The following is a 26,426-nucleotide window of genomic DNA, read 5'->3' on the forward strand; positions in this document are numbered from 1 at the left end:
AGCCGCCTCACCACTAACAATTCCGGGCCGGCGGCCCGGGGCTGGAGTCGATGTGGCTATTTCTGAAAAACTGCCCGGCGTCATCTCTGACCAGGGCGGGAAAGCTACCTCTCGCGCCAAGCGAGCCACCTCACAGACCGGCACAGCGCATTCCGACGCTGCGGCCGGTCCCGCTGTTTCCGGGGAAGGAACAGCGGGGGAGACTGCCCGAAGCTACGTCATCGACACCTCCGTTTTGCTCTCGGATCCGCGGGCGCTGCTGCGCTTCGCCGAGCACGAAGTCATTGTGCCGATCGTCGTCATCACCGAGCTTGAAAGCAAGCGGCACGACCCGGAACTGGGCTACTTCGCCCGGAAGGCGCTGCGCCTGCTCGATGACCTCCGGGTGGAGCACGGCGGCCTGGACCGCGCCATCCCGCTGGGCCGCGACGGCGGCACCCTGATGGTTGAGATGAACCACATCTCCGCCGAGGTGCTGCCGGCCGGATTCCGCGGCGGCGACAACGACAGCCGGATCCTCGCCGTCGCCAAGAACCTCGCCAACGAGGGCCGCCACGTGACCGTGGTGTCCAAGGACCTGCCGATGCGGGTCAAGGCCTCCGCCATGGGCCTGCTCGCCGACGAATACCGCAACGAGCTGGTCAAAGATTCCGGCTGGACCGGCATCGCGGAGATCGACGCCGCCGAGGACGAAGTCGCCACCCTCTACGGCCACGAACCCGTCTTCATCCCCGCCGCGGCCGAACTTCCGGTGAACACCGGCCTGGTGCTGCTCTCCAACCGGGGCTCCGCCCTGGGCCGCGTCGGAGCCGACAAGCAGGTCCGCCTGGTCAAGGGCGACCGGGACGTCTTCGGCCTGCACGGACGCTCGGCCGAGCAACGGCTCGCGATCGACCTCCTGATGGACCCGTCCGTGGGCATCGTGTCCCTCGGCGGCCGGGCCGGCACCGGCAAGTCCGCCCTGGCTCTGTGCGCCGGCCTCGAAGCCGTCCTGGAACGCCGGGAGCACCGCAAGGTGATCGTTTTCCGGCCGCTCTACGCCGTCGGCGGTCAGGAACTCGGCTACCTGCCCGGCTCCGAGTCCGAAAAAATGAACCCATGGGCCCAGGCCGTCTTCGACACGCTGGGCGCGCTGGTGAGCCAGGAAGTGGTCGAGGAAGTGATGGACCGCGGCATGCTGGAGGTCATGCCGCTCACGCACATCCGCGGCCGTTCACTCCACGATGCCTTCGTGATCGTGGACGAGGCGCAGTCGCTCGAAAAGAACGTGCTGCTCACGGTGATGAGCCGGATCGGCCAGAACTCCAAGATCGTCCTGACCCACGACGTCGCCCAGCGCGACAACCTGCGGGTGGGACGGCACGACGGCGTGGCCGCCGTCGTCGAAACCCTCAAGGGCCACCCGCTCTTCGGCCACATCACCCTCACCCGCTCCGAGCGCTCGCCGATTGCTGCGCTGGTGACGGACATGCTGGAGGGCGCGGAGATCTAGGCTCTGTCGAAGGGGCCGTGGTCGGGTTCGCCTGGCCGCGGCCCCTTCGGCGTGTGGCGTGGTTGGGTCCGCCGGGCCGCGGGCCCTTCGCCGTCGCTTAGACACGACGACGGCGACCCGCTGCGGTCGCTGGGCGACCTCCGGGGCCGCTGTCATCGCGATGCGCGACTACGCGAAGAGCCCGCGGCGCGGCTCGTGCGTGCGTCGCCCAAGCGTCGGTGCGCCGCACGCATTGTGCGTCCTTCACCCACGCGGGGCTGCGGGGGCCCGCAGAGGAGCGCATCGCCGACCAGAGCGGAGCGAAGGTCGCTCAGCGACCGGAGCGCAGCGACGGGAGGTGTCTAAGCGACGGCGGGACGCCGTGTTCCCGCTCGGCTAGCCGATGCCCAGGTATTTTGCCGTGGGTTCGTGGCCTTGGACTTTGAGGGTCCAGTCGGGGCGTTTGAAGGTGGCGGGGGTGAGGCGGACCCGCTGGGAGTCTTGGAGTTTGCCGCCCCAGTTCGCGCGGGTGACGCCGTTGAGCTCGTAGCCGAGGGAGCGGGAGACGCCCAGGGACTGCTGGTTCCAGGTGGCCGCCTCGGATTCGGCGACTTCGGCGCCCAGCCAGTCGAAGGCGTAGAGGGCGACGGCGGCGCGCATCTCCTTGCCCAGTCCCCGGCCCTGCACGCGGCGGGTGAGCCAGGAGCCGGTGCTGACCGTCCGCAGGGTGGCGAAGTCCTTGGCTTCGACGTCCTGGCAGCCGATGAACTCGCCGTCGTGCCAGATGCCGAGCAGCAGGGTCCATTCCTGCGGCGACATATTTCCACGGCAGCGCCAGTACCACTGCGCCATGTTTGGGCCCAGCTCCTCGGCCGGCATTTCCGCCCAGGGCCGGCTGAACGGGCTGCGGCCGGGTTCGTGGACGCCAGCCAGGGCCGCTTCCACCGCCGCCGGGATGTCCTCGTCCCGGATGGGACGGAGGGTCAGGCGCGGCGTGGCCAGTGAGAGGGCGAACGGGGGCCAGTAGGAGCCGGGGGCGATCATCCCGGAAGCCTAGCGGCGGGTTCCCGCGGCCGCCAGTCACACACGCCCCGCGGGGAGCGGCGCGCGGGCGGCAGTATCCAGTAGCATCCGAGGGTGATCCATCGACTCGGCGAACTCGGGGGAGCCGCCCCGCTGGCCTTCTGGCTGGTGCTGCTGGCGTGCGCCTACTTCGCGGTGATGGCCGCGCGACTGACGGTCATCGACGTCAGGCACCACTTGCTGCCCAACCGGATTATTTTTCCCTCCTACGCGGTGGCCGGCGTCCTGCTAGTCGGCGCGGCAGTAACCGGCGCGGCAGTAACCGGCTCGGGCGCCGGGCTGTTCGGCGTGCCGGGGCTCCGGGTCGTGGCCGGCGGGGTGGTCCTCTGGCTGTTCTATTTCCTCCTGCGGGCCGTTTATCCGCCGGGGATGGGCTTTGGCGACGTCAAACTCGCCGGGGTGCTGGGCATGTACCTCGGGTTCCTCGGCTGGGGGCACGTCTTTGCCGGAACGTTCGCGGCCTTCCTGTTCGGCGGACTCTGGAGTGTGGCCCTGCTGGTTTCGCGGCGCGGAACGCTGAAATCGGACATCCCGTTCGGCCCGTTTATGCTGGCCGGGACTGCCGCTGCCATGCTGCTGCTGCCGGCGGGCTAGGCTGGCGGGATGGCCACCCCGGAATTCATCCTGAAACTGCGCGAAAAGATCGGCCACGAGAGCCTGTGGATCCCCGGCGCCCGCGCCGTGGTGTTTGACGACGCCGGCCGGGTCCTGCTCGGCCAGCGGGCCGACAACGGTCAATGGGGGCTCATCACCGGGATCCTCGAACCGGGCGAGGAGCCGGCGCCCGGCCTGCTGCGGGAGGTGCTGGAGGAAACGGGTGTGGTTGCCGTCGCCGAGAGGCTGGTTTCGGTCGACGCAGTGGGCCCCACCATCTACCCCAACGGGGATGTCTGCCACTTCCTGACCCTGGTGTTCCGGTGCCGCTACGTCTCCGGCGAGGCGCGCGTCAACGACGACGAATCCCTCGCCGTGGGCTGGTTTCGGCCCGAGGAGTTCCCGGAGCTGATGCCGGGCCATCTGGAGTCGATTGACCAGGCCAGGGACCCGGACGGCGCTGCGCACTTCCGGAGCTGAGCGGTCGGGGCGATATTGTCGCAGCCCCGCCGTAGCCTGCTGCTATCCAGCTCTTCGGCTGGCGACAGTGGGCCCGGGCCATGCGCCCGGGCCGGAAATGGGGAAGCATGACAAATTCAGCACTGACGCACGTGTACGTGCTCCTGGACCGTTCCGGTTCCATGAGCTCCATCGCCGATGACACGGTGGGCGGCTTCGCCGCGTTCGTCCGCGAGCAGCAGGCGGTGGCGGGCCGGTGCAAGCTCTCGCTGGCTCAGTTCGACGACGTCTACGAGCGCGTCTATACCGCGGTGGATATCCAGGAGGTGCCTCCCCTGGTGCTCCAGCCCCGCGGGAGCACGGCCCTGCACGACGCCATGGTGCGGCTGATCGGGGAGGCCGGGGCGGAGCTGGCTGCGCTGCCCGAGCACGAACGCCCGGGCACCGTGCTAGTGGCTGTGCTCACCGACGGCCACGAAAATTCCTCCCGCGAGGCTAGCGGGGCCATGGTCAAAGCGCTGGTCGAACGCCAGCAGCAGCAGTGGGGCTGGCAGTTCACCTACCTCGGAGCGAACCAGGACGCGGTCCTGACGGCGCACGGGCTGGGCATCCGGGCCGAAGACGCCCTGACGTACGCTGCCGGCAACGTGGACGCTGCCTTCTCCGGGCAGTCCGCGAAAACCCGACGGCTGCGCGAGGCCCGCATGGCGGGTGCCAGCCTGGACGAGGCCGCGGCCTACTCCGCCTACACCGCGGAGGAACGCCGTGCCGCCGGCGGCGAGGTTGCCCTGGAGTAGGAGCCCCTGCCGGCACCCGGGGCAAGGGCAGCCGGACGGTTAAACGCACGACGGCGGCCGGCACCTTCCGCTGGGAAAGTGCCGGCCGCCGTCGGACTGGGCGTGCGGGCCGCGGGCCCGTGGCCTGACTAGGCCTTGTGCGGCGGACGCGTCATGGACATGACGTCCAGGGCGGTGTCGAGCTGCTCTTCGGTCAGCTCGCCGCGCTCCAGGAAGCCCATGGCGACGACGGTCTCGCGGATGGTGAGGCCCTCGGCAACGGCCTTCTTGGCGATCTTGGCGGCGTTCTCGTAGCCAATGAACTTGTTCAGCGGCGTGACGATGGAGGGCGAGGCCTCCGCGAGGAAGCGGGCACGCTCCACGTTGGCGGTGATGCCGTCGATCATCTTGTCGGCCATCACGCGGCTGGTGTTGGCCAGCAGGCGGACGGATTCGAGCAGGTTGGCGGCCATCACGGGGATGCCGACGTTCAGCTCGAAGGCGCCGTTGGTGCCGGACCAGGCGATCGCCGTGTCGTTGCCGATGACCTGGGCGCAGACCATGATGGAGGCCTCGCAGATGACCGGGTTGACCTTGCCGGGCATGATCGAGGAGCCGGGCTGCAGGTCCGGGATCGCGATTTCGCCGAGGCCGGTGTTGGGGCCGGAGCCCATCCAGCGCAGGTCGTTGTTGATCTTCATGAAGGAGATCGCGATGTTCCGCAGCTGGCTGGACGCTTCGATCAGGCCGTCGCGGTTGGCCTGCGCCTCGAAGTGGTCGCGGGCCTCGGTCAGCGGCAGTCCGGTGTCGGCGGCGAGGAGTTCGATGACGCGCTCCGGGAAGCCGGCCGGGGTGTTGATGCCGGTGCCCACGGCGGTGCCGCCGAGCGGAACCTCGGCGACGCGGGGGAGGGAGGCGTTGATGCGCTCGATGCCGTAGCGGACCTGCGCGGCGTAGCCGCCGAACTCCTGGCCGAGCGTGACCGGGGTGGCATCCATCAGGTGGGTGCGGCCGGACTTGACGACGTCCTTGAACTCGGCGGCCTTGCGGTCCAGCGAGTCGGCGAGGTAGCCGAGCGCCGGGATCAGGTCGTTGATCAGGGCGGACGTGGCCGCCACGTGGACCGACGTCGGGAAAACATCGTTGGAGGACTGCGAGGCGTTGACGTGGTCGTTCGGGTGGACGACCTTCTCGCTGCCGGCCGCCTTGAGCGCGCGGGAGGCGAGCTCGGCGATGACCTCGTTGGTGTTCATGTTCGAGGAGGTCCCGGAGCCGGTCTGGAAAACGTCGATCGGGAAGTCGCCGTCGTACTTCCCGGCGGCAACCTCGTCGGCGGCATCCGCAATGGCCTGGGCCAGCTCGCCGTCGAGCACTCCCAGTTCTGCGTTGGCCTGGGCAGCAGCCTTCTTGACCCGGGCGAGGGCCTCGATGTGGGCGCGCTCCAGTGTCTTGCCGGAGATCGGGAAGTTCTCGACTGCACGCTGCGTCTGGGCGCGGTACAGCGCGTTCACGGGAACGCGGACTTCGCCCATCGTGTCGTGTTCAATGCGGAACTCTTCAGTGTTCAAATCTGCTGTGGAAGTCATGGGGCTAGCTTATTCGGCCCAAGCGTCCCACCGAAAACCGTGAACCGGCGCTGAAACGCCCCTAGAGCTCGCCGATGCCCGAGACCAGATCGGCGCGGCCCTCGGCAAGGCTGTAGGCAAGCCCGATCACCGCGGCCCGGCCGCTGCCGACGGCGTCGGAAATCACCCGCGAGCTGTCCACCAGGCGCTGGGAGGTCTGCTTGACGTTCTCCACCACCATGTCGTTGACCTCGTGCTGATCGTTCCGCAGCGAGGTCAGCACCGACGGCGTGATGCGCTCGACCAGGCTGCGCATGAAACCGACCGGCATCTGGCCGGTCTCCACGGCGGCCTTGGTCGCGATGACCGCGCCGCAGCTGTCGTGGCCGAGGACCACGATCAAAGGCACACCAAGCACGCTGATGCTGTACTCAAGCGAGCCGAGCACGGCGTCGTCGATCACCTGGCCGGCGGTCCGGACAACAAACGCGTCGCCGAGTCCCAGGTCGAAGATGATTTCGGCGGCCAGGCGCGAGTCGGCGCAGCCGAAGATGACGGCGAACGGGTGCTGGTTCTCCACGAGGGAGGACCGCCGCGAGGCGTCCTGGTTCGGGTGCGAGGACTCGCCGGCGACGAAACGTTCATTGCCTTCACGCAGGCGGCGCCAGGCGAGGGCGGGAGTCAGATAAGTAGCCACGGACCTACTTTACGGCGCGGTAGTGGCCGAAGGTGAAACCGTTGCCGGCGGGTTACTTTCCAACGACTTCACCACCGCGGCGGCGAGCACGGAGAACTCCTCCAGCTGCGCGGGCCCCGTCAGGATGACGGTGGTCCCGCGATAGTCCAGCACCATGGACTTCTCGCCCTTGCCGGTGTCGCGCAGCTCCCAGTCGCGGCCGCCGGCGTTCCGGGTTCCGGTCACCGGGGCGTTTTTGGTCTGCTGCAGCAGCCAGGTCGGATTGGCCTGCCGGGTCTGGACCAGGCCAATGAAAGATTCCTTGGGCGTCAGGTAGCCGACCTCCCAGGTGGCCACGCCGCTGCCGGAGCCGGACTCCCAGCGGGCGTAATTTGACCGGAATGTGTCGCCGGTTTCCGGGGCGACCGGTGTGAATCCCGCCACACCCGCGGCGTTCTGCGCGATGGCGCTGACGTTGATGTCCGGGCGGTAGCCGTCGCTCTTGGGCGACGGATTCATCAAGACCACCGGCAGGAAGGCGCCGATGCTCAGGACCAGCGCAATGATCATGCCGATCACCGAGGCGTTGGCCCGCTTTGCCGCCGCGGCGCGGATCACGGGCTTGACGGGCTGCTCGACGGCGGCGCTGTTGGTGTCATGTCGTGCTCCGCCGGCGGGCGGTCCGGGGGCCTCGGGCGGCGTGTCCTGCAATTCATTCACCCCTCTATAGTCGCCCATTTCGGACCGATCTCACATTCGGTGCAGGGGTGCCGGGCGGAGCATGCCGTTTCACGGTTCGGCCATTCCATGACCGATGGAGGCCGCCGCGACTATGATCAGTAACAGACGAATCACCGCGGCCGCCGGAGACCGGCTGCCGCGGGTTCAATGATCGCCACTCGAAGAAGAGGTTCACGTGTCACCAGCGTCCATGACCCAGAAGTACTCCACGCTTTCCCCGTCGCTCGCCGTCGGCATCGACGAGCCTGACCGCAACCTTGCCCTGGAACTGGTCCGCGTCACCGAGGCCGCGGCCATCGCCGGCGGCCACTGGGTCGGGTTCGGCGACAAGAACAAGGCCGACGGCGCCGCCGTCGACGCCATGCGCTCCTTCCTGCAAACCGTCCACTTCAACGGCGTAGTGGTCATCGGCGAAGGCGAAAAAGACGAAGCCCCCATGCTGTTCAACGGCGAGCGTGTCGGCGACGGCACCGGCCCCGAGTGCGACGTCGCCGTCGACCCGATCGACGGCACCCGGCTGACCGCCCTTGGCATCAACAATGCCCTTGCTGTCCTGGCCGTGGCCGAACGCGGTTCCATGTTCGACCCCTCCGCGGTGTTCTACATGGAGAAGCTCGTCACCGGCCCGGAAGCTGCCGACATGGTCGACCTGCGCCTTCCGGTCAAGCAGAACCTGCACCTCATCGCCAAGGCCAAGGGCGTCAAGGTCAACCAGCTCAACGTGATGATCCTGGACCGTGACCGGCACCGCCCGCTGGTCGAGGAAATCCGCGAGGCCGGCGCCCGGACCAAGTTCATCATGGACGGCGACGTCGCGGGCGCCATCGCCGCCGCCCGCGCCGGTACCGGCGTCGACGCCCTGATGGGCATCGGCGGAACGCCGGAAGGCATCGTCGCGGCTTGCGCGATCAAGTCCCTCGGCGGTGTCATCCAGGGCCGGCTCTGGCCCACCAGCGATGAAGAGAAGCAGAAGGCAATCGACGCCGGGCACGACCTGGACCGGGTGCTCTCCACCAACGACCTGGTCTCCAGCGACAACTGCTACTTCGCGGCCACCGGCATCACCGACGGCGACCTGCTCAAGGGTGTCCGCTACTCCAAGGACAAGGTACTCACCCAGTCCATCGTGATGCGCTCCAAGTCGGGCACCATCCGGTTTGTGGACGGCGAGCACCAGGCCAGCAAGTGGGAGGGCTACGCCCGCAAGAACTAGTCTTCACATCGCGCGAACGTACACTTGGGGCCCCGAATCCACCCGGTTCGGGGCCCCAAGTGTACGCTCGCCCGCGCTGTGACGGCCCAGGGCGGCCCGGACTTTTTCAACGACGAAGGGCCGCTCGCCGTCGAGGTCTTCTTTGAAGACGCGCACCTCTTTCCAGCCGAGACCCTCGGTGGCGGCCAGCCGGCGGATGTCGAGTTGAAGCTGCCCCGGGTCGGCGTGGTGAGCGCCGTCGTACTGCAGGGAGATCCGGTGCTCCGGGTAGGCGGCGTCGGGCCAGACCCGGGCGCGGCCCCAGGTGTCGCGGATGACGTGGTTCAGCAGGGGTTCGCCCAGGCCGGTCCGGCTGAGGATCAGCCGCATCTTCGTTTCCTGCGGCGAATCCGAGCCCACCCGGATGTCCGGCAGTGCCGCCCGGGCGGTGCGCACTCCGCGCATGCCGGGGTGGGCCGAGACCATGCGTTCAAGGTCCGCCAGCGTTGCCAGCGCTATGCGGGGGACCGGAAACTCCGGCCCGTGCGCGACGACGATCGAGTCGCCGGCCGCCACCAGTTCGTCCGGTGTCAGGACAGCGGCGAGGTCCAGCCAGGTGCGGGCGGGTGAAGTGACCCGCACCCCGTTCACCACTACAACCTCGCCCGGCAGGAAGGTCAGCCGGTGGCCGACGACGTTCCGCCGTCGCGGTTTACTGCTGTCCCGCTCCCGGGCCACATGGATCCGCCAGTCCTCCTCGAGCCAGCCCGGCAGGCCCATGGCCCAGAACCGTCCGCCGGAGTGATGCGTGATCGTCGACTCGCCGTCGAGGGCGGAGAAGGCGCGGAGGCTGGCCGCCGGCCCGTCCGTGGCCGCTGCGGGAACCCTGACCCCGCGTGAGGGCACGTAGACGTCGGGCCGGCGGGTGCGCTTGCGGGAGACACCCGCAGCCTGCGCGTCCCGGCTGGTGAAGGAGCCGGCAAGCAGTTCCGGCGGCAACGGAAGTCGGGCCATGCTTCAGTGTGCGCCGACGGGAGCCGGTCAATTGGGTTATCCACAGCTTGGATGAGCGCGACTGCGCGAGCGGACACTTGGGGCCCCGAAAACGTGGCTTAGGGGCCTCAAGTGTCCGTTCGCGCGGTGGGGTGGGGCCTCAAGTGTCCGTTCGCGCGGTGGGGTGGGGCCTCAAGTGTCCGTTCGGGCGGTGGGGTGGGGCCTCAAGTGTCCGTTCGCGCGGTGGGTGGGGGCCTCAAGTGTCCGTTCGCGCTATTTGCGGAGCTTGGCGCGCAGGCCGGTGACGAGCTTCTTTCCGGACTGGGCGGCCTTGCGGGCGAGCTGGTAGGCGCCGTAGCGGAGCTTCTTGACCGGCAGGTCCCAGGTCCCCGGGTAGGCGACCTCGTGTCCGCCGAAGGACTTCTTGAACGCCGTGAAACCGGCCCACTTATGGTCGGGCTGGTCCGCGGGCGCCACACCCCAGAGGTCCACGTGCGCCAGGCCCTTGTCCTTGGCGTCGGCCATCAGCGTCACCAGCAGCGGAATGCCGGCGCTGAGCTTCCGGTGCGTGTCGTCCAGGGCGGCGTGGGCGTAGGTGCGGGTATCCGCGGAGTCGTAGGCCAGGGCGGCGGCGATCGGCTCGCCCTCCAACTCCGCGATGAACAGCGTGGCGGCACCGGACGGCATCAGCGACCGCGCCACCTGGCTGAGGTACTCGTCACTCTGCGGCTTGAAGCCGTTGCGCGCCGCGGTCAGGTGCAGGAACTTCAGCAGCACGGAAATCTCCGCCGGATCCTGGCTGGACCGGAACGTCACGCCCTTCTTGTGGATGTTGCGGTACAGGTTGCGGTTCACCGGCTTCATGTCCGCCAGGACGTCCTTGAAGTCGCGGTCCACATCCACGATCCAGCTCAGCTCGGGCTGCAGGTTCGCCGGCGCGGGCTGCAGGCCGCGGCTGCGCAGCACGGTCCCGGCGTCGGAGGCGGCAAACCCGGCGTCGACCGGTTCCAGCCGGACGAACACCGCCCCGCACCTGCGGGCCAGCGCCGTCAGGGACTTGAGGGCGGCGTCGAAGGCGGCGAGCGAATCGGCCAGCGGACCGTACGGCACGTAGAGCAGTTTGCCGGCCGGGTTGCTTTCCTCGACGGCCAGGAAACGCCAGCCGTCGCCGGAGAGTTCGTGCACGGTGCGGCCCAGGGCGCGCTGGACGTCGGCCCAGTGCGGGCCCTGCAGGAAGTAATCCACGGTTCAGGCCTTCATTCCGGTAGTAACGGCAAAGGCCACGGCGGGCCCGGTGGCACCGGCGACGGGGTGCACATTGACCGGCGCCTCGGCGGCCGGCAGGAACGCGGAGGCGCCGCGTTCCAGCTGCAGGTCGCCCTTGGGGGAGTCCAGCAGGACCGCGCCGGAGACCACGATGATCACGGCGGCCCCGGACTGCGCCAGCGGGACCGGCTCCGCGCCAGGCAGCAGTTCCACCCGCTGCAGCGCGAACTCCCGGAATGGCGGCCGGTACAGTTCCTGGCCCAGCATGGTGGTCTCGGCGGAGAGCCTGGGCACGCCAACGGCTTCGAAGGCCACGGTCTGCAGCAGCTCGGGCACGTCCACGAACTTCGGCGTCAGGCCGCCGCGGAGCACGTTGTCCGAGGAGGCCATCACCTCGATGCCCAGGCCGCGCAGGTAGGCGTGCACGTTGCCGGCCGGCAGGTACACGGCCTCGCCGGGCGCCAGCGAAATCCGGTTCAGCAGCAGCGAGATCAGCACGCCGGGATCCCCGGGGTACTCCTGGTTGAGGTTCACCACCGTGGTCAGCTCTGCCACGTGGGACCCCATCGGCGCTCCGGAGACCAGCGCAGCGACGACGGCGTCCGTCGCCGCCGCAACGTCCGCGCCGCCGGCGATCAGCCGCTCGAAGGCGGACCGCAGCGCGGCCGGCTCGTCCGGCTGGGCCAGGTCATCCACCAGCCGGGGGAGCAGGGCGGGCAGCTCCAGTCCGGCAAGGTCAAAGGCCGCCGCCAGGTGGGCGAATACGGCCCGCGACTCCGCGGCCGGGCGGAAGCCGCACAGCGCCTCGAACGGCGTCAGGGCAAAGATCATTTCCGGCTTGTGGTTATCGTCCTTGTAGTTCCGCGTGGCGGCGGAGCGGTCGACGCCGGCCGCCTCCTCGCGGGCGAACCCGGCCCGCGCCTGCTCCAGCGTCGGGTGTACCTGCAGGGACAGCGGGCGCTCCGCGGCCAGGACCTTGAGCAGGAAAGGCAGCCGCGGACCGAACTCCGCAACACTGTCGGCCCCCAGATGGTGCTCCGGGTCACCGGCAATCAGCCCGTCCAGGGCCAGCCGTCCGCCGTCGTCCGCGCCGTCGTCCGCCCCGGACCCGTCCGCCCCGGACCCGTCCGCTCCGGTGAGAGCCAGCGAGGGGGAATCCGGGTGGGCGCCGATCCACAGCTCGGCCTCCGGCCCGCCGGACGCCGGCCGGCCAAGCAGCCCGGCGATCGCGGTGGTGGAACCCCAGGCGTAGGGCCGGAGGACGTTCTCAAGTTCGTACACGGAATACCTATCTGCTCGGGGAGAGCCGGGGACTGGAGCGTGCGGATAAGAGGGACCGGGCGCCCGGTCCTACAAGGGGGCGCACTGGCCGTTGGTCGCAACCAGGTTCCGGATGGACTGCTCATCACCGTTGCGCTTGAAGTCATTGAGCATCTGCTCCGTGATCGGCTCGCCCTCGGGCGTGGTGGTCACGGGGGTGAAGTCCGACGACGACGGCGACGGAGCGGGCTGCGTGCCGGGCACGGCCCGTGACACCCCGCCGGCGGCGGACAGCGGACCGGGCACCCCGGCCGGCTGCCGGATGGAGTCGTCGGCCGGCCCCGCCGCGGGAGCGGGACCCAGCAGCTTGTCCACGGCCTGGTGGATCTTGTCGAAGTCCGGCACCGTGGAGAAGGAGGCGTCGAAGTCCGGCGGGCCGATCGTCAGCCGGCTCACGGGCTGGCCCTTGGACTTCATCGCGAGGTCCACGAAGCTGCCGAGCTGGCTGGCGGAGACGTTGGAATCGACCACCTTGGTGCCGGCCTTGACGATGCCCTCGAACTTCGAGAGCAGCGTTGCCGGATCCATCTGCTTGAGCATCGCCTGCTGGACACACTGCTGGCGTGCGATACGGGCGTAGTCGTCCACGAATTCGCGGGAGCGGCCGTACCAGAGGGCGTGGTAGCCGTCCAGCTTGTTGTCGCCCGCCGGTATCCAGCCCAGCGGCATACCGTGGATGCCGTTGGCCTCGTCAATGGTCTCGCCGCTGATCGGGACCCAGCCGCCGGCCTTGATCCGGATGCCGCCCATCGCATCGATGAGCTTGGCGAAGCCGTCCATGTCCACCAGGACGTAGGCCTGCACCTTGATGCCGAGGGTGCCGGACACCGCCTCCAGCGTGGCCTGCGCGCCCGGATCCTGCACCCCGGGATAGAGGTCCTCGTACTTGTTGGTGACCTCGGTGTTGATGGCGTTGATGAGGCACTCATTGCCGCAGTCATAGCCGTCCGGGTAGATCTTGCGCATCGGCGAGTCCGCGCTGAACTGGGCGTTCTGCAGGTTGCGCGGGATGGAAATGATGGCGGCTTTGCCGGTCTTGGCATCGACGCTGATCACGGACAGGCTGTCCGGCCGGCGGCCGGTGCGGTCCGCACCGGCGTCGCCGCCCATCATCAGGAAGTTGTAGCGGCCCTCGGACGGCTCCATCGCGGGGCCGTTGGCGAAGATGGTACCGATCGCGTCCCTGCCGACGTTCAGCAGGTAGGCCGCGTAGCCCAGGCTGCCGCTGCTGAGCAGCATGGCCAGTAGCAGGACGACGACGACGGCGGCGCGCGTCCCGGTCTCGAGCAGGACCGGGCGGACCAAACGGAGGGTGTTGAGGAACAGCGCCGCCCAGCCGAGGGCCAGCGCCGCGAGCACGACGACCAGCACCAGCGCGGTGGCAGGGTTGGCGATGAGGTTGATCAGCGTCGGCCGGGAAACCACCAGCAAAACGAGCGCCGCTGCCACCAGAAACCAGGCCGTGAGGGTGACCCGGAGGGCCAAGCGCCCCAGCCGGCGGTTGCCCGCGACAGTCTGGGCACTGCCCGGGACCAGCAGCGTCATCAGGATCAGCAGGAAGGCACGCTTGGCCAGCACCGGCGACGCGGCTCCGGCGGGGTAGCGGACGGGATCCGTCAGGACACCCCGCGGCGGCTGCGATTTTTCCCGCGCAGCGGCGAAACCTTGGCTCATCTGCGCAATCCCTACCGGCCGCCCCGCGGAACGTTGTTTTCCTCGGAAAAGACGTCGGCCACCTTGCTGCGCAGGTTTGCGCCCTTGCGGGTGGCGGCGTCGTTGAGCTCGTGGGCGAACTGCAGCAGATCGGCCCGCAACTGCTCCGCGAGGGCGTCCGTGCCCGCGGCCAGCATCCGCACCGCGAGCAGGCCGGCGTTGCGGGCTCCGGCGATCGAGACCGTGGCGACCGGGACGCCGGCGGGCATCTGCACGATGGACAGCAGCGAGTCCATCCCGTCCAGGGTCTTCAGCGGCACCGGCACGCCGATCACCGGCAGCGGGGTCACGGAAGCGAGCATGCCGGGAAGGTGCGCAGCGCCACCGGCGCCGGCAATGATGACGCGCAGGCCGCGCTCGTGGGCGGTCTGCCCGTAGCGGATCATCTCGGTGGGCATGCGGTGGGCGGAGACGACGTCGGCCTCGAAGGGGACGCCGAACTCGGCCAGCGCCTCGGCTGCGGCCTCCATCACGGGCCAGTCGGAGTCGGACCCCATTACGAGCCCCACCAGCGGGGCGGCCCCGTTGCCGGAGGGCCGGGAGGCGGAGTCACGGGCTTCGATGCTGGCGTTCACGCGTTCTCCTCGGAGGTCCCCGCGGCGGAACCGGCGTGCGCCCGTCCGTCCCGGATGATGTTGGCGACGTCGCCGGCCCGTTGCCGGACAGAGTCGACGTCGGCGGCCGACGTGCCGACCAGGTTCACGTGGCCAATCTTCCGGCCCGGCCGCACGGCCTTGCCGTAGCAGTGGACCTTCGCGGCCGGTTCGCTGGCGAGGGCTGCGGGGTAGGCGGAGAACAGGTTCTGGTTCGCGCCGCCCAGGAAGTTCTTCATCACCACCACCGGCCCCAGCAGATCGGTGGCCCCGAGCGGCAGGTTCAGGATGGCGCGCAGGTGCTGTTCAAACTGGCTGGTCACCGAGCCGTCCTGGGTCCAATGGCCGGTGTTGTGCGGGCGCATCGCGAGTTCGTTGATCAGGAAGCCGGCGCCGACGCCGGGGGTCTCGAACATCTCCACGGCCATGACGCCCGTGACGCCCAGCTCGTGGGCGATCCGGACGGCGGCGTCTTCGGCCGCCGCGGCAACCTCCAGCGGGATGTCCAGGGCGGGGGCGATGACCTCGTCGCAGACGCCGTCGACCTGGATGGTGTGCACCACCGGCCAGGCCCGGCATTCGCCGTCGGGGGTGCGGGCGACCATCGCCGAGAGTTCGCGGCTGAATTCGACCTTGGCCTCGGCCAGCAGCGGGGAAATGGCCTCGAACCAGTCCGCCGACTCTGCGGCGTCCTGGGCGGAGGCGACGATCCGCACGCCCTTGCCGTCGTAGCCGCCCCGGGGAGTTTTGAGCACCACCGGCCAGCCGGCGTCGTCGCCGAAGGCCACCAGTTCCCCGACGTCGGCCACCGCGGCCCAGCGCGGATTGGGCAGCTCCAGCCGGTCGACCGCGGCGCGCATCACCAGCTTGTCCTGGGCGTTGACCAAGGCGTCGGGGCCCGGGTGGACGTTGACGCCGGCCTCGATCAGGGCGCGCAGGTGCCCGGTGGGAACGTGCTCGTGGTCGAAGGTGAGCACGTCCAGCCCGCGGGAGAACTCGAGCAGGTGGTCAAGATCCGTATAGTCGCCGACGGGGGCCTTGGCCACAGCGGCGACGGCGGAAACGTCCTCAGCCTCGGCGAGGACACGGAGTTCAAAGCCGAGGGCGGTCGCGGCCGGGGCCATCATGCGGGCAAGCTGGCCGCCGCCAACGACACCGATTACTGGAAAAGTCACATCTCCCAGCCTACCGAAAACCTGCGCGGAACCGGCCCTTGGCCGCCGTGCCCGCCGAAACAGCGCCATTTTCCGGCGCGGTCTGCCCGCCCCGGCAACGCGAACCAGCGGCAGCCGGGGGCGCGTTCCCGGAAAACGGCGCTAAAATGGGCCGTTGGCCGTTTGGCCGCCAGCTTCCCCCAGATTCAACCGGCCACGGAGGGTCATGATTAACACACTTGCAGATCGAGCGCGCGGGCTTGCCTCGCTCTTCTGGCGCGAAGTGGCCAAGTTCGGCGCCGTCGGCGGTGTGGCGTTCATCATCGACAACGGCCTGACGTATTACCTGATGCACGGCCCCATGTCCGACAGCGAGGCGAAGGCCCGCTTCGTCGGGGCGACCGTCGCCACGGTTTTCTCCTGGATCGCGAACCGCTTCTGGACGTTCCGCCACCGCCGCCAGGAAAACGTGCTGCGCGAGTTTGCGATGTTCGTCCTGATCAACGGCATCGGCATCGGCATTTCCACCGGGTTCACGGCCCTCGCCAAGTACGGCATGGGCATCACGGACAAGAACACGCTTTTCTTCGCCGGAATTGTCGGCATCCTCGTCGCCACGGTCGTCCGGTTCTTCGCCTACCGCTTCCTGGTCTTCAACAAGGAACTCGACGACGAGCCGGAGTTCTCGCACGACCACGAGATCATCGAACGCCACCCGCACGGCCAGGAGGCCGTCGGGGTTCCCGGCCAGGCCGCCCAGGATCCGGACGGCCCAGGCAGCACACCCGAACGCCGCTGAGCCGCACCCTGCCGATCCTGTCCCGCTGATCCTGCCGGCGCAGGTCAGCTCCGGCTCACGCGCTCGTCACTGAGCAGCCGCTCGGTCACTGCGACGTCCGGGTGGACCAGCACGACGGAACCGTCCCGCTGCCACGCGCCCAGGGACTGGGCCAGGACCGATTCGAGTCCCTCCGCGGCCCGGACGAGCACCCGCTCGCCGCCTTCGGCAGACGACGCACCGGCCGCCGGGGCCGCCGAGGGTGCCGCAAAACCTGCCAGCAGACCGCCGTGCGCGTGCACGGTGCCGGCGGCGCTCCGGACTGCCCGGCGGTCCGCCTCGGGCTCCACGTGCGGCATAAAGAAATCCCCGTGGGAGCGCACCTCGGCCGCATAATCCACGACGCCGGAGGGCAGCTCGCCCAGCCACCGCATCGCCAGCGCCGGCAGCGCGACCGCCATGACGGCGTCGAAGGCGCCTTCGGCGGCCGCCGGTCCGGGCTCGGCCGTGGCGAGCAGTTCGGCTTCCGCCGCGTCAAGCACCACCTCCATGCCGAGCTGCCAGGCCGCCAGCGCCAGCACCAGCGACTTCCAGTGCGCCGGCAGGTCCAGGCGCAGCCGCGTGCCGGGCTCCGCGTCCAGCTCGTCCTGCAGCAGGTTGCTGGTCTTGGCCACCCAGTTGTCCAGCACCCGGCCGGACAGTTCCACCCGTTCACCGGCCGGCCCGTACCAGGTCAGCCGGGGAGAGGTGGACTGGCCGGAACGCAGGGCTGACATCAGGTCGATTGCCGGGATACTCATGCCCTCATCTTGCCACGGCGGCCGGGTACGTGATCTCTGTCACGCCCGCGGCGCCCTGGTGCCCGCCCCGGCGGCGGGCCGCTGGCGGTCGGCGGGGGAAAATCACCGTAAACGCAGGAAAATCCCAGGAAGAACGCAGCGCCAACGCAGGAAAGTACTCAGTAGGCTGTCAATTCCGCGCCAGCATGCGGCGGAGGCCGGAAAACTCCCGGGCGTGGCGTGCACGGCCAATGCGGCGGAAATTGATTATTATCTCCGCCGCGGCTTGACTCCCGGATACTTACACACGTGTAATTAGGTATCGAAAGCCAATGCGCATCAGGCGGCACACAACCGAGTGTCCGAGGGTCAGGCAAAGGCTGCAAAATCAGAGAGGGAACGCCAATGGGGCTTGCAGAGCGTATCCATGAAGATGAAGTCGTCGCCGGCCAAGCGACGGCGAAATACCGTTCACGCGGGGTGCCCAGTGATTGGTACCTAGACCCCGCCGATCCGGACGCCGCGGAGCGGTACAACGAACACACCCAGGACTCACTGCAGGACCAGGCCACGGCCTTCCTCGCAGCCCACGAAGCACTTCTGGCCGGAAACCCTGAGCAGGACGACGATCCGCTCGACCCGCCCATGGAACTGCAGACCCTGCACCCCGGAACCACCGCCCAGCCGGTGTGGATCGGACTGCCGTCCCGGCAGGACTTCGATGATGAAGGCGAACTGGGATGGCAGACCGACGCGCTCTGCGCGCAGACCGACCCGGAGGCCTTCTTCCCTGAAAAGGGCGGCTCCACCCGCGACGCCAAGAAGGTGTGCGGTGCCTGCAACGTCCGTTCACAATGCCTGGAGTACGCCTTGTCCAACGACGAGCGCTTCGGCATCTGGGGCGGCCTCTCCGAGCGGGAACGCCGCCGGCTTAGGAAGCGGGCAGTCTAATTCTTCAAGAAGTACAAGTCACCGCCGTTGTGGTAGCCCACAACGGCGGTGACTATCTCCCCAGGACCCTGGCGGCATTGGCGGCGCAGACGCGTCCGGCGGATGCGGCCCTCGGGATCGATGCCGGCTCCCGTGACCACTCGGCGGCCCTGCTTGGCCAGGCCCTCGGCCCGGCCAACGTCACCGTCGTCGAACCGGGCAGGAGCGGCATGGGCGGCGCCGTCCAAGCCGGGCTCAAGGCACTCGCGCCCTGGCGCGGGGAGGCCGCGCCCGAGGCCCCCGAATGGATCTGGTTGCTGCACGACGACGCCGCACCCGCCCCCGAAGCCCTCGCCGAGCTGCTGCACGCCGTGGAGCGGGCCCCCTCCGTCACCGTGGCGGGCTGCAAGCAGCTGGACTGGCACGCCGAACGCCGGCTGATCGATGTGGGACTCTCCACCAGCCGCTGGGCCGAGCGGCTGACCCTGATCGAAGCCGATGAACTCGACCAGGGCCAGTACAACGGCCGCAGCGACATCTTCGCCGTTAACTCGGCCGGCATGCTGGTCCGCCGCGACGTCTGGGAACACCTCCGCGGCTTCGACCCGGCCCTTCCTGGCAGCGGCGACGACGTCGACTTCTGCTGGCGCAACCGGCTCGCCGGCCACCGGGTGGTGGTGGTGCCGAGCGCCCGCATGTTCCATGTGTCGCACCGCCCGCACGCCCAAGGCAATGCAGCGGCGGCCCGCAAGGCGCAGGTCCACCTGCGGCTCAAGCACGCCCCGGCATGGAAAGTCCCCGTGCACGCCGTCGGGGCCCTGCTGGGCAGCCTCTTCAAGCTGGTCCTCAGCATCGCCGTCAAGGACCCCGGCCACGGGTTCGCCCAGTTGCTGGCAACCCTCGGCGCCCTCGCCCGCCCCGCCGCCGTGTTCCGCGGCCGCCGCAACGCCGCCCGCACCCGGCGCATCCGCCGCTCCGTCATCAAGGGGCTGCAGACGCCCCGGCGGGAGGTCTGGGCGCACCGCCGCTCGCTCATGGAGGCGCTCGGCTCGGACGACGCCGGTGACGCCGCCGGCCACGACCTGCTCGCCGACCAGCCCAGCGGCGATTCCACCGACGACTTCGCGGCGCTGGGCACCACCGAGCGCGGCTGGGTAGGCAACGGTGCCCTGCTGGCCTTGCTGGTCACCGCCGCGGCGTCGCTGATCGGCCTGCTGGGGCTGTTCCGCGCCGACGCCGTCACCGGCGGGGCGCTCATCCCGGTCTCGGGCCGGCTGGGCGACATCTGGAACCATGCCTCAAGCTGGTGGGTTGCGCTCGGGGCCGGGCTGCCGGGTCACGGCGACCCGTTCGGCTACGTGCTCTGGGTGCTAGGTGTGCTTGGTGCGGGCAACGCCAACGGTGCCGTGGCCTGGCTGCTCATCCTGGCCATGCCGCTGTCCGCGCTGGGCGCCTGGTTCGCCGCCGGAGCCCTGACCCGCCGGCGCAGGCTTCGTCTGGCGGCCGCACTCCTCTGGGCCGGTGCGCCCGCCCTCCAGGTTGCCCTGAACCAGGGCCGTCTCGGCGCGCTTGTGGCGCACGTCATGATGCCGCTGCTTGTCCTTGCCCTGCTCCGCGCCACCGGGTCCGTCCCGGGCCGCGGGCGCTTCGCGGTCCCGGTGCCGGGGGACCGGCGCTTCACCGAGAAGCCTCCGGTCAAGCCCGGGGTCAACGGCACACCGTCCTGGACCGCGGCAGCCGCTGCGGGGCTCGCGCTGGCCGTCATCACCGCGGCCGCCCCGTCCCTGCTGCTCCCTGCCGCCGTCGTCGTGACGCTGTGCGGTGTCCTGTTGTGGCGCCGGGGACGCACCATCTGGTGGGCGCTGCTTCCCAGCGTCGCCCTGTTCCTTCCCTTTGCCCTGCCGGTCCTGGACCGGCCCCGGGCCCTGCTCGCCGATCCGGGCCTGCCGCTCGGCTTTGACGCAGCACCGCTCTGGCAGCAGGCGCTGGGCCAGCCGCTGCGCTTCGAGGGCACCGGGGGCCTCGCCGGGCTGTCCGCCTTCGGCCCCGGGGCCGTGCCGTGGGCCCTGCTGCTCGCCCTGCTGATCGGCCTGCCGGTCCTGGTGCTGGCGGTTACCGCCCTCTTCCTCCCGGGCCGGCGTGCCGCGGGGCGGCGGCCCTGGCTGGCCCGCTGCCTCTGGGCCGCGGCCGTGTTGATGCTGGCGGGCGGCTGGCTGGCCGGACACATCGCCACCGGCGCCAGCGCCGAGGTCCTGGTCACGCCGTTCACCGGCCCGGCGGTCTCCGCCGCGGCGTTCGCGCTGCTGGGCGCGGCGCTGATCGGTGCCGAAGCCCTGGTCGACGCCGCCGACGCATCCGCCGCGGGCGGTCTTGGCCGCAAACTCCTGGTCAGCGGCACCGCCGTCACCGCAATGGTGCTCCTGCTCGCCGGTCCGCTGGCCGGACTCGCTGCGTGGGCGGCCCACAATGTGCTGCAACCGGACCCGCCTGCGGCTGCCGCCACCGACCCGGACGGCGCCCCCGCTGCTGCCGGGATCACCGGTACCGCCGACGCGGGCACCGGCGCCGTCCCCGGCGGTGCGCTCGGCGTCCGCCGGCTGGTCCAGGCCGGCATGCCCCGCCTGCTCCCGACGACGGCGATCGACCGGGGGGAGGGACCGGAACAGACCCGGACGCTGGTCCTCTCCGCCAAGGAGGACGGGAGTTTTGCCGCCGCGCTGATGCGCGGCGACGGTACCCGGCTGGACGCCCTCTCCGCCGTCGCCTCGGCCCGCACGGTGACGGGCGCCCCGGGCAAGGAAACAGTCCGCGACGACGACGCGGTTGCCGCGTCCCTGCGTAGCGTGGTCGCCACTATCGCCGCCGGCCAGGGCGTGGACCCCCGCCGGCAGCTGGAGCAGCTCGGCGTCGGCTTTGTCGTACTCGAGGCCAGCGACAGCTCCGCCGAACTGACCGCCAGCCGGATGGATGCCGTCCCCGGCCTCGTCGCCGTCGGCCGCACCGACGTCGGCTGGTTGTGGCGGATCAGCCCGCTGAACGAGAAAGAAGCCAAGAACGCCGACGTCGCGCACCGCGTCCGGATCGTCGACCGCTCCGGAACTACTGTCGGGCTGCTGCCGGCGGAGCCGGTCTCCGCCGACGCAACCGTACCGGCCGGACCGGAAGGCCGGCTGGTGGTCCTCACTGACCGGGCGGACCCGGGCTGGAGCGCCTGGCTGGACGGCCGCCGCCTGACCGCCACCACCGCGGACTGGGCGCAAGCCTTCACCCTGCCGGCCCAGGGCGGCCGGCTCAGCATCCGTTACGAAAACCCGTGGGCACTCTGGACCGGTATCGGCCAGGCCGTAGTGATCGGCCTGACGGTCCTCCTGGCCATCCCCATGCCAGCCCGCCGGCCGAACACCGGGCTCTCCAGGGACGAAGGCTCCCTGCGTAAGGAACACCAGCATGCATGACGACAACGAGGGCGTAACGCCCCCGGAACAGCCTGCTCCCGCCGGGCAGCCCCGCGACCTGGAGGCCCCGGCAACGGAGGCCAAACGGGACCGGGGCGGGCGGGGCGGCTCACCGCGCACCGTCGCGGGCCGGGTTCCGCTCCCGGCCCGGCTGAAGCGCGTTTCCGGGACCGTGGGCGGGGTGCTTTCCGCACTGGTGCTGATCGCGGCAGGCGGCGGCCTGGTGGCGGCGTCCGCCCTCTCGCCACAAAACCCCGGCAGCCGACAACTGGAAGCGCCGCTGGCCGCGGTCCCGGCCGGCAGCAACGTGGGTGTCTGCCCCGGACCGGCGCGGCTGCTCCAGGGTACGCCCGTGGGCACGGACCCGCAGTTCAGCCCGGAATCTGCCACCGCCCGGAGCGCGGTCAGCGCGGTCGTGCTGAGCTCCAGCGCCGGGGTGCTTCCCGGAAGCCGGCTGGCCGCGCTCACCGGCACCCCGCTGGTGCAACTGGCCAAAGCCGCCCCGGCGACCGCCCCGGGGTCCGCGGCGACGCCGTCAGCCCCCGCCGCGACCGCACTGCGCGCCGGAGTTGTACCGGAGCGCAGCGTCGACGCCGTCAGCGTGCTCAGCGCGGACGCGCAGGGAAACCAGCAGCCCTCGGCCGGCGCGGTGATGAGCTACACGGCCACCGACGGGGACCTCCGCGGCGCTGCCGCCGCCGCCTGCCAGCGGCCGGCCAACGATCTGTGGCTGGTCGGGGCGAACACCGCACTGGGCCGGACTGCGGTCCTGAAAGTCAGCAACGCCTCCGGCACCCCCGCCACCGTCAGCCTGGATCTGTTCGGTGCCAAGGGCGCCATCCAGGCTCCCGGGAGCCGCGGACTGCTGGTGGCGCCGGGCAGCACCCGGTCCATCATCCTCGCCGGGCTGGCGCCCGGGCAGGAACGGCTGGGCGTGCGGGTGCGCAGTACGGGCGGCCCGGTCTCAGCCGTCATCCAGCAGAGTGTGCTCCGCGGGCTGACCCCGGGCGGAGTGGAATTCATTTCGCCGGGAACAGTCCCCGCCACCGGGCAGGTCATCTCCGGCATTGACCTGCAGGGCCCCGCGGCGCTGGCGTCCCTGGGTGCGAAACCCGGCTTCGCCGACGCCAAACCCGCCCTGCAGATCGCTGTCCCCGGGGCCGCGGACGCCGTCGTTGAAGTGAAACTGTTCGGACGCGACGGCCAAAAGGCGCTGCCGGGCGGAGTGGTCACTGCCAAGGCGGGTGCGGTCACGGAGGTCTCCCTCGCGGGGGTGCCGGCCGGCCATTACACCCTTGCGGCCAGCTCGGACGTTTCCTTTGCCGCCGCGGCCAGGGTCACCCGCGGGGTCAAGGCCGAGGATGCCGCGGACTTTGCCTGGGCACCGGCCTCGGCGCGGCTGGGAAGCCAGCACGTGGTCGCGGTGCCGCGGACGGGCGAGCGGTTCCTGATGTTCGGCGCCCCGGAAGGCCGTGCCACGATTACCTACACGCCGATCACCGCCGACGGCAAGATCCGCGCCGCAGCCACCGCTGACATTGCGGGCGGGACCACCGCCTCGGTCAGGGTCCCCGCTGACGTGGGCGGGTCACCGCTGGTGGGGTACCTGGTGTCGGCGTCCGGGGACGGGGCCTACGGTGCCGTGCTGCTGGAGCAGGACGGCAGGGCCGACATTGCGAGCATCCCGGTCACCCCCGGTGCGGCCGGCCAGGAGCAAGTCCCGGTCACCCTCGGGTACTAGCCCGGGCAGGTAGCCGCAGGTCACTCTCCGGTACTAGCCCGGGCGGGTAGCGGCGGCGGGCTGGCGGGCTAGTAACGGCGGCGGTAGACCGGGTCCAGTGACTCCGGCGGCACGCCGAGCATCTCGGCCGTGCGCTCCACGACCACGTCGTGCACGAGGTCCTGGAGTTCTTCGCGGCTGCCGCAGGCCTGTTCCACCACCCGCCGGTAGAGCGTGATCACGGGACCGTCTTCCGCCGTCGCCGGAGCGTAGGATCCCATCGGCGCCGGGGTGCCGTCGGCCACAAGCTGCTCCAGCCCGGGCGGGATCTCCTCGACCGCGAAGCGGACGCCGTCCAGCGGCTTGCCCCAGATATCGTGCAGGCGCTGCGCCGAATCCAGGACAAAATCATCGAAACGGTCCGAACGCGTCCGGTACCCGGGCAAGGTCGGGAGCATCAGCTCGCCGCGCAGGCCGCGGCCGTGCCGGTTCCTGCGGCGCTGACGAAAGCTCTTCCCCGGGGCGGTGCCGCCGGCGCCGGGGTCAGCCAACCGGACCGTAAAGCCGGGATCATGGTGCGATGACTGCATACCTTGACTCTAAACCCGGCACCTGATTTCTGCGATATGGCGGCCGCCGCGACCCGCCGTCCGGTACGCGCCCGACGCCCCGGCCGGGCGCGCTGGTGCCGGCCGTTATATAAGGCAAGCCGGCAGACAGCCGGCCGCCGGGGCGTTTCAATGCGCGGACGCGCGGGCCGGGGGGAGTAGTCTGTGATGTCGTGGGTGCAATTCGTCAATGTTCAAGGTCAGCCTGCCGCAATTCGGCGGTAGCCACTTTGACGTACGTGTATGCCGACTCCACGGCCGTGCTCGGCCCGCTGGCCACCTACGCCGAACCCCATTGCTACGACCTCTGCGAACAGCACGCCGGTACCTTGACGGTCCCGCGGGGGTGGGAAGTGCTGCGCCTCGCGATGCCGGCCACCCCGGCCGGTCCCGGACCCGATGACCTGCTCGCCCTCGCCAACGCTGTCCGCGAAGCCGCGGCCCGGCCCGCTGCGGCGGAGCCCGTGCAGGGCCAGCGCGCCGCGCATCCGGCGCTCGAAGCACCGGCCGCCGCCGAAGGAACCCGGCGGGGGCACCTGCGCGTCCTGCGCGAACCCTCCTGAGCCGCGAACTGGCGGTAGGCTGGGAACTGAAATTTCCGTACGCCACCGGCGCCAGCGGCGTCGCCCCCAGGGAGCCTTCACCATGCCACTGATCAGTCCCGAACTGCTGTCTGTCCTGCGCTGCCCCGTGACGGGCTCGGCCCTGGTGCAGGAGGGCGACGAACTCGTCGCCGCGACGCCCGGCGCGGACGGGCAGAAGCCGCGCTACGCGATCGAGGACGGCATCCCGCTGCTGCTGCCGCCGGAGTTGCTGGCCGCGGCCACCGCTGCCCCCTCCGACCAGCACGACGGCGGCCGGCCCGACGGAGGGCCCCGCCACGCCGCGCAATAGCCCCCGAGGGAAGCCCCGGGAAAATCCGCAGGCCGGCCCATCGGCAGCTGCCCCGGCGTCGAACCACTTGCAGTCCCTTCAGTACATCCGGCTACCACAAAGGATCCCCATGACTTTCGATTACAAAATTGCGGACATCTCGCTAGCCGAGGCCGGCCGGCACCAGATCCGCCTCGCCGAGCACGAGATGCCCGGGCTGATGGCCCTGCGCGAGGAATTCGGCGCCAGCCAGCCGCTGAAGGGCGCCCGGATCGCCGGTTCCCTGCATATGACGGTCCAGACGGCCGTGCTGATCGAAACCCTCACCGCGCTCGGCGCCGAGGTCCGCTGGGCCTCCTGCAACATCTTCTCCACCCAGAACGAGGCGGCGGCCGCCGTCGTCGTTGGCCAGGGCACCGTCGAGGACCCGCAGGGCGTTCCGGTGTTCGCTTGGAAGGGCGAGACGCTCGAGGAATACTGGTGGACGGCCGAACAGATCCTGACCTGGCCGGGGGCGGACAGCAACCCGGACCTGGGCCCGAACATGATCCTCGATGACGGCGGCGACGCCACCATGCTGGTGCACAAGGGCGCCGAGTTCGAAGCCCTCGGCGCCGTCCCGGCCGCCGGAGACGACGAATCCGAGGAAGGCCGCGTCTTCCTCGAGGTACTGCGCGCCTCGCTGCAGCAGGACCCGCAGAAGTGGACCCGGATCGGTTCGCGCCTGCTCGGCGTGACCGAGGAGACCACGACGGGTGTCCACCGCCTGTACCAGCTCGCCGAGCAGGGCAAGCTGCTGTTCCCGGCGATCAACGTCAACGACTCCGTCACCAAGAGCAAGTTCGACAACAAATACGGCATCCGCCACTCGCTGCCGGACGGCATCAACCGCGCCACCGATGTGCTGATGGGCGGCAAGGTCGCCGTCGTCTGCGGCTACGGCGACGTCGGTAAGGGCGCCGCGGAGGCGTTCCGCGGCCAGGGTTCACGGGTGATCGTGACCGAAATCGATCCGATCTGCGCGCTGCAGGCCGCGATGGACGGCTACCAGGTAGCCACGCTGGAGAGTGTCCTGGAAGAAGGCCACATCTTCATCACCACCACCGGCAACAAGGACGTCATCATGGCCGAGCACATGGCCGGGATGCGCGACAAGGCGATCGTGGGCAACATCGGCCACTTCGACAACGAGATCGACATGGCCGGACTGGCCCGGATCCCCGGCATCAAGAAGGTCGAGATCAAGCCGCAGGTGCACGAGTGGGTCTTCGAGGCCGACCCGGCCACGGGCAAGGACAGCCGCTCCATCATCGTCCTGTCCGAAGGGCGCCTGCTGAACCTCGGCAACGCCACCGGGCACCCGTCCTTCGTGATGAGCAACTCCTTCGCCAACCAGACCATCGCGCAGATCGAACTGTTCACCAAGGCGGGCCAGCCGGAGGGGGAGCGGGAGTACGGGAAGCAGGTTTACGTGCTGCCGAAGATCCTCGACGAGAAGGTCGCCCGGCTGCACCTTGACGCCCTCGGCGCGGAACTGACGGAGCTGACCAAGGAACAGGCCGCCTACCTGGACCTCGACGTCGCCGGCCCCTACAAGCCGGAGCACTACCGCTACTAGACGCGACCCCAGCTGCCTGAGGGGCCCCGGACCGTGAGTCCGGGGCCTCTTTTTGTGACCGTATCGTGG

The 26,426-nt window shown here is 70.0% G+C and carries 24 protein-coding genes; 12 read left to right on the forward strand and 12 right to left on the reverse strand.

What is annotated here, in order from left to right:
- Window positions 1–52 precede the first annotated feature (52 nt).
- A complete protein-coding gene (locus AC1MED_RS05530; RefSeq protein WP_479785875.1) occupies window positions 53–1,492 on the forward strand; it encodes a PhoH family protein in 1,440 nt (479 codons plus the stop codon).
- Window positions 1,493–1,867: 375 nt separating this feature from the next.
- On the opposite strand, the gene AC1MED_RS05535 is transcribed toward AC1MED_RS05530, so the two are convergent.
- Window positions 1,868–2,515: a GNAT family N-acetyltransferase gene (locus AC1MED_RS05535; RefSeq protein WP_479785876.1), complete on the reverse strand. Its 648-nt coding sequence runs from the start codon at window positions 2,513–2,515 to the stop codon at window positions 1,868–1,870.
- Between the two features lie 93 nt (window positions 2,516–2,608).
- On the opposite strand from AC1MED_RS05535, the gene AC1MED_RS05540 reads away from it, so the two are divergent.
- The 3 genes from AC1MED_RS05540 (at window position 2,609) to AC1MED_RS05550 (ending at window position 4,404) form a co-directional block, all read left to right on the forward strand.
- Entirely contained in the window at window positions 2,609–3,148 is a 540-nt protein-coding gene (locus AC1MED_RS05540; RefSeq protein ID WP_479785878.1) for a prepilin peptidase, read from the forward strand.
- A 9-nt stretch (window positions 3,149–3,157) separates the two neighbouring features.
- Complete coding sequence (locus AC1MED_RS05545; protein ID WP_346959493.1) at window positions 3,158–3,628, forward strand: NUDIX hydrolase; 471 nt, start codon at window positions 3,158–3,160, stop codon at window positions 3,626–3,628.
- A 107-nt stretch (window positions 3,629–3,735) separates the two neighbouring features.
- Window positions 3,736–4,404 (forward strand): VWA domain-containing protein, encoded by a 669-nt coding sequence (locus AC1MED_RS05550; protein ID WP_479785884.1) that lies wholly within the window; start codon window positions 3,736–3,738, stop codon window positions 4,402–4,404.
- Between the two features lie 128 nt (window positions 4,405–4,532).
- Here the strand turns inward: AC1MED_RS05550 and AC1MED_RS05555 are convergent, their stop codons facing one another.
- From AC1MED_RS05555 to AC1MED_RS05565, 3 genes are all read right to left on the reverse strand, one after another.
- The gene (locus AC1MED_RS05555; protein WP_479785886.1) at window positions 4,533–5,969 is read right to left on the reverse strand and encodes a class II fumarate hydratase; all 1,437 of its coding nucleotides are present in this window, start codon (window positions 5,967–5,969) and stop codon (window positions 4,533–4,535) included.
- 61 nt (window positions 5,970–6,030) lie between these two features.
- Window positions 6,031–6,645, reverse strand: coding sequence for a carbonic anhydrase (locus AC1MED_RS05560; protein ID WP_346959496.1), 615 nt, complete (start codon window positions 6,643–6,645; stop codon window positions 6,031–6,033).
- Window positions 6,646–6,654: 9 nt separating this feature from the next.
- Entirely contained in the window at window positions 6,655–7,344 is a 690-nt protein-coding gene (locus tag AC1MED_RS05565) for a DUF4245 domain-containing protein (RefSeq protein WP_346959497.1), read from the reverse strand.
- 211 nt (window positions 7,345–7,555) lie between these two features.
- Between AC1MED_RS05565 and glpX the strand changes: the two genes are divergently transcribed.
- Entirely contained in the window at window positions 7,556–8,578 is a 1,023-nt protein-coding gene (gene glpX / locus AC1MED_RS05570) for a class II fructose-bisphosphatase (protein WP_346959535.1), read from the forward strand.
- 3 nt (window positions 8,579–8,581) lie between these two features.
- Here the strand turns inward: glpX and AC1MED_RS05575 are convergent, their stop codons facing one another.
- From AC1MED_RS05575 to AC1MED_RS05600, 6 genes are all read right to left on the reverse strand, one after another.
- On the reverse strand, window positions 8,582–9,571 hold the full coding sequence (locus AC1MED_RS05575) for a hypothetical protein (protein ID WP_479785889.1): 990 nt from the start codon (window positions 9,569–9,571) through the stop codon (window positions 8,582–8,584).
- A gap of 252 nt (window positions 9,572–9,823) precedes the next feature.
- Window positions 9,824–10,795: a lipid II:glycine glycyltransferase FemX gene (locus tag AC1MED_RS05580; RefSeq protein WP_479785891.1), complete on the reverse strand. Its 972-nt coding sequence runs from the start codon at window positions 10,793–10,795 to the stop codon at window positions 9,824–9,826.
- A 3-nt stretch (window positions 10,796–10,798) separates the two neighbouring features.
- Window positions 10,799–12,097 (reverse strand): mannose-6-phosphate isomerase, class I, encoded by a 1,299-nt coding sequence (gene manA, locus AC1MED_RS05585; protein WP_479785892.1) that lies wholly within the window; start codon window positions 12,095–12,097, stop codon window positions 10,799–10,801.
- 69 nt (window positions 12,098–12,166) lie between these two features.
- Window positions 12,167–13,810: an LCP family protein gene (locus AC1MED_RS05590; protein WP_479785893.1), complete on the reverse strand. Its 1,644-nt coding sequence runs from the start codon at window positions 13,808–13,810 to the stop codon at window positions 12,167–12,169.
- A gap of 11 nt (window positions 13,811–13,821) precedes the next feature.
- The gene (gene purE, locus AC1MED_RS05595) at window positions 13,822–14,346 is read right to left on the reverse strand and encodes a 5-(carboxyamino)imidazole ribonucleotide mutase (protein WP_479786566.1); all 525 of its coding nucleotides are present in this window, start codon (window positions 14,344–14,346) and stop codon (window positions 13,822–13,824) included.
- Between the two features lie 74 nt (window positions 14,347–14,420).
- The gene (locus tag AC1MED_RS05600) at window positions 14,421–15,569 is read right to left on the reverse strand and encodes a 5-(carboxyamino)imidazole ribonucleotide synthase (protein WP_479786567.1); all 1,149 of its coding nucleotides are present in this window, start codon (window positions 15,567–15,569) and stop codon (window positions 14,421–14,423) included.
- Window positions 15,570–15,822: 253 nt separating this feature from the next.
- On the opposite strand from AC1MED_RS05600, the gene AC1MED_RS05605 reads away from it, so the two are divergent.
- Window positions 15,823–16,395 (forward strand): GtrA family protein, encoded by a 573-nt coding sequence (locus AC1MED_RS05605; protein WP_346959503.1) that lies wholly within the window; start codon window positions 15,823–15,825, stop codon window positions 16,393–16,395.
- A 44-nt stretch (window positions 16,396–16,439) separates the two neighbouring features.
- On the opposite strand, the gene AC1MED_RS05610 is transcribed toward AC1MED_RS05605, so the two are convergent.
- A complete protein-coding gene (locus AC1MED_RS05610; protein ID WP_346959504.1) occupies window positions 16,440–17,174 on the reverse strand; it encodes a TIGR03089 family protein in 735 nt (244 codons plus the stop codon).
- A gap of 384 nt (window positions 17,175–17,558) precedes the next feature.
- On the opposite strand from AC1MED_RS05610, the gene AC1MED_RS05615 reads away from it, so the two are divergent.
- Genes AC1MED_RS05615 through AC1MED_RS05625 form a run of 3 tightly spaced genes read left to right on the forward strand, consistent with a single transcriptional unit; the run spans window position 17,559 to window position 23,279 of the window.
- The gene (locus tag AC1MED_RS05615; protein ID WP_479785895.1) at window positions 17,559–18,104 is read left to right on the forward strand and encodes a WhiB family transcriptional regulator; all 546 of its coding nucleotides are present in this window, start codon (window positions 17,559–17,561) and stop codon (window positions 18,102–18,104) included.
- 29 nt (window positions 18,105–18,133) lie between these two features.
- The gene (locus AC1MED_RS05620) at window positions 18,134–21,538 is read left to right on the forward strand and encodes a glycosyltransferase family 2 protein (protein ID WP_479785897.1); all 3,405 of its coding nucleotides are present in this window, start codon (window positions 18,134–18,136) and stop codon (window positions 21,536–21,538) included.
- Window positions 21,531–23,279, forward strand: a complete 1,749-nt coding sequence (locus AC1MED_RS05625) for a DUF5719 family protein (RefSeq protein ID WP_479785899.1) — start codon at window positions 21,531–21,533, stop codon at window positions 23,277–23,279. The genes AC1MED_RS05620 and AC1MED_RS05625 overlap by 8 nt, the downstream gene beginning before the upstream one ends.
- Before the next feature lie 68 nt (window positions 23,280–23,347).
- On the opposite strand, the gene AC1MED_RS05630 is transcribed toward AC1MED_RS05625, so the two are convergent.
- Window positions 23,348–23,848, reverse strand: coding sequence for a metallopeptidase family protein (locus AC1MED_RS05630; protein ID WP_346959508.1), 501 nt, complete (start codon window positions 23,846–23,848; stop codon window positions 23,348–23,350).
- A 191-nt stretch (window positions 23,849–24,039) separates the two neighbouring features.
- On the opposite strand from AC1MED_RS05630, the gene AC1MED_RS05635 reads away from it, so the two are divergent.
- From AC1MED_RS05635 to ahcY, 3 genes are all read left to right on the forward strand, one after another.
- Entirely contained in the window at window positions 24,040–24,429 is a 390-nt protein-coding gene (locus AC1MED_RS05635; protein ID WP_479785901.1) for a DUF3499 domain-containing protein, read from the forward strand.
- An 82-nt stretch (window positions 24,430–24,511) separates the two neighbouring features.
- Window positions 24,512–24,760, forward strand: a complete 249-nt coding sequence (locus AC1MED_RS05640; RefSeq protein WP_346959510.1) for a hypothetical protein — start codon at window positions 24,512–24,514, stop codon at window positions 24,758–24,760.
- A 109-nt stretch (window positions 24,761–24,869) separates the two neighbouring features.
- Window positions 24,870–26,357 (forward strand): adenosylhomocysteinase, encoded by a 1,488-nt coding sequence (gene ahcY / locus AC1MED_RS05645; RefSeq protein WP_479785903.1) that lies wholly within the window; start codon window positions 24,870–24,872, stop codon window positions 26,355–26,357.
- Window positions 26,358–26,426: the final 69 nt, after the last annotated feature.

The sequence above is a fragment of the Arthrobacter sp. BI5 genome, assembly GCF_056680065.1.

Bases quoted from the DNA above. Each gene is read 5' to 3' on its own strand.
- AC1MED_RS05535 (WP_479785876.1), bottom strand. From the start codon at position 2,515: ATGATCGCCCCCGGCTCCTACTGGCCCCCGTTCGCCCTCTCACTGGCC.
- AC1MED_RS05545 (WP_346959493.1), top strand. From the start codon at position 3,158: ATGGCCACCCCGGAATTCATCCTGAAACTGCGCGAAAAGATCGGCCAC.
- AC1MED_RS05550 (WP_479785884.1), top strand. From the start codon at position 3,736: ATGACAAATTCAGCACTGACGCACGTGTACGTGCTCCTGGACCGTTCC.
- AC1MED_RS05555 (WP_479785886.1), bottom strand. From the start codon at position 5,969: ATGACTTCCACAGCAGATTTGAACACTGAAGAGTTCCGCATTGAACAC.
- glpX (WP_346959535.1), top strand. From the start codon at position 7,556: ATGACCCAGAAGTACTCCACGCTTTCCCCGTCGCTCGCCGTCGGCATC.
- AC1MED_RS05575 (WP_479785889.1), bottom strand. From the start codon at position 9,571: ATGGCCCGACTTCCGTTGCCGCCGGAACTGCTTGCCGGCTCCTTCACC.
- AC1MED_RS05590 (WP_479785893.1), bottom strand. From the start codon at position 13,810: ATGAGCCAAGGTTTCGCCGCTGCGCGGGAAAAATCGCAGCCGCCGCGG.
- purE (WP_479786566.1), bottom strand. From the start codon at position 14,346: ATGGGGTCCGACTCCGACTGGCCCGTGATGGAGGCCGCAGCCGAGGCG.
- AC1MED_RS05600 (WP_479786567.1), bottom strand. From the start codon at position 15,569: ATGATGGCCCCGGCCGCGACCGCCCTCGGCTTTGAACTCCGTGTCCTC.
- AC1MED_RS05605 (WP_346959503.1), top strand. From the start codon at position 15,823: ATGATTAACACACTTGCAGATCGAGCGCGCGGGCTTGCCTCGCTCTTC.
- AC1MED_RS05610 (WP_346959504.1), bottom strand. From the start codon at position 17,174: ATGAGTATCCCGGCAATCGACCTGATGTCAGCCCTGCGTTCCGGCCAG.
- AC1MED_RS05615 (WP_479785895.1), top strand. From the start codon at position 17,559: ATGGGGCTTGCAGAGCGTATCCATGAAGATGAAGTCGTCGCCGGCCAA.
- AC1MED_RS05625 (WP_479785899.1), top strand. From the start codon at position 21,531: ATGCATGACGACAACGAGGGCGTAACGCCCCCGGAACAGCCTGCTCCC.
- AC1MED_RS05630 (WP_346959508.1), bottom strand. From the start codon at position 23,848: ATGCAGTCATCGCACCATGATCCCGGCTTTACGGTCCGGTTGGCTGAC.
- AC1MED_RS05640 (WP_346959510.1), top strand. From the start codon at position 24,512: ATGCCACTGATCAGTCCCGAACTGCTGTCTGTCCTGCGCTGCCCCGTG.
- ahcY (WP_479785903.1), top strand. From the start codon at position 24,870: ATGACTTTCGATTACAAAATTGCGGACATCTCGCTAGCCGAGGCCGGC.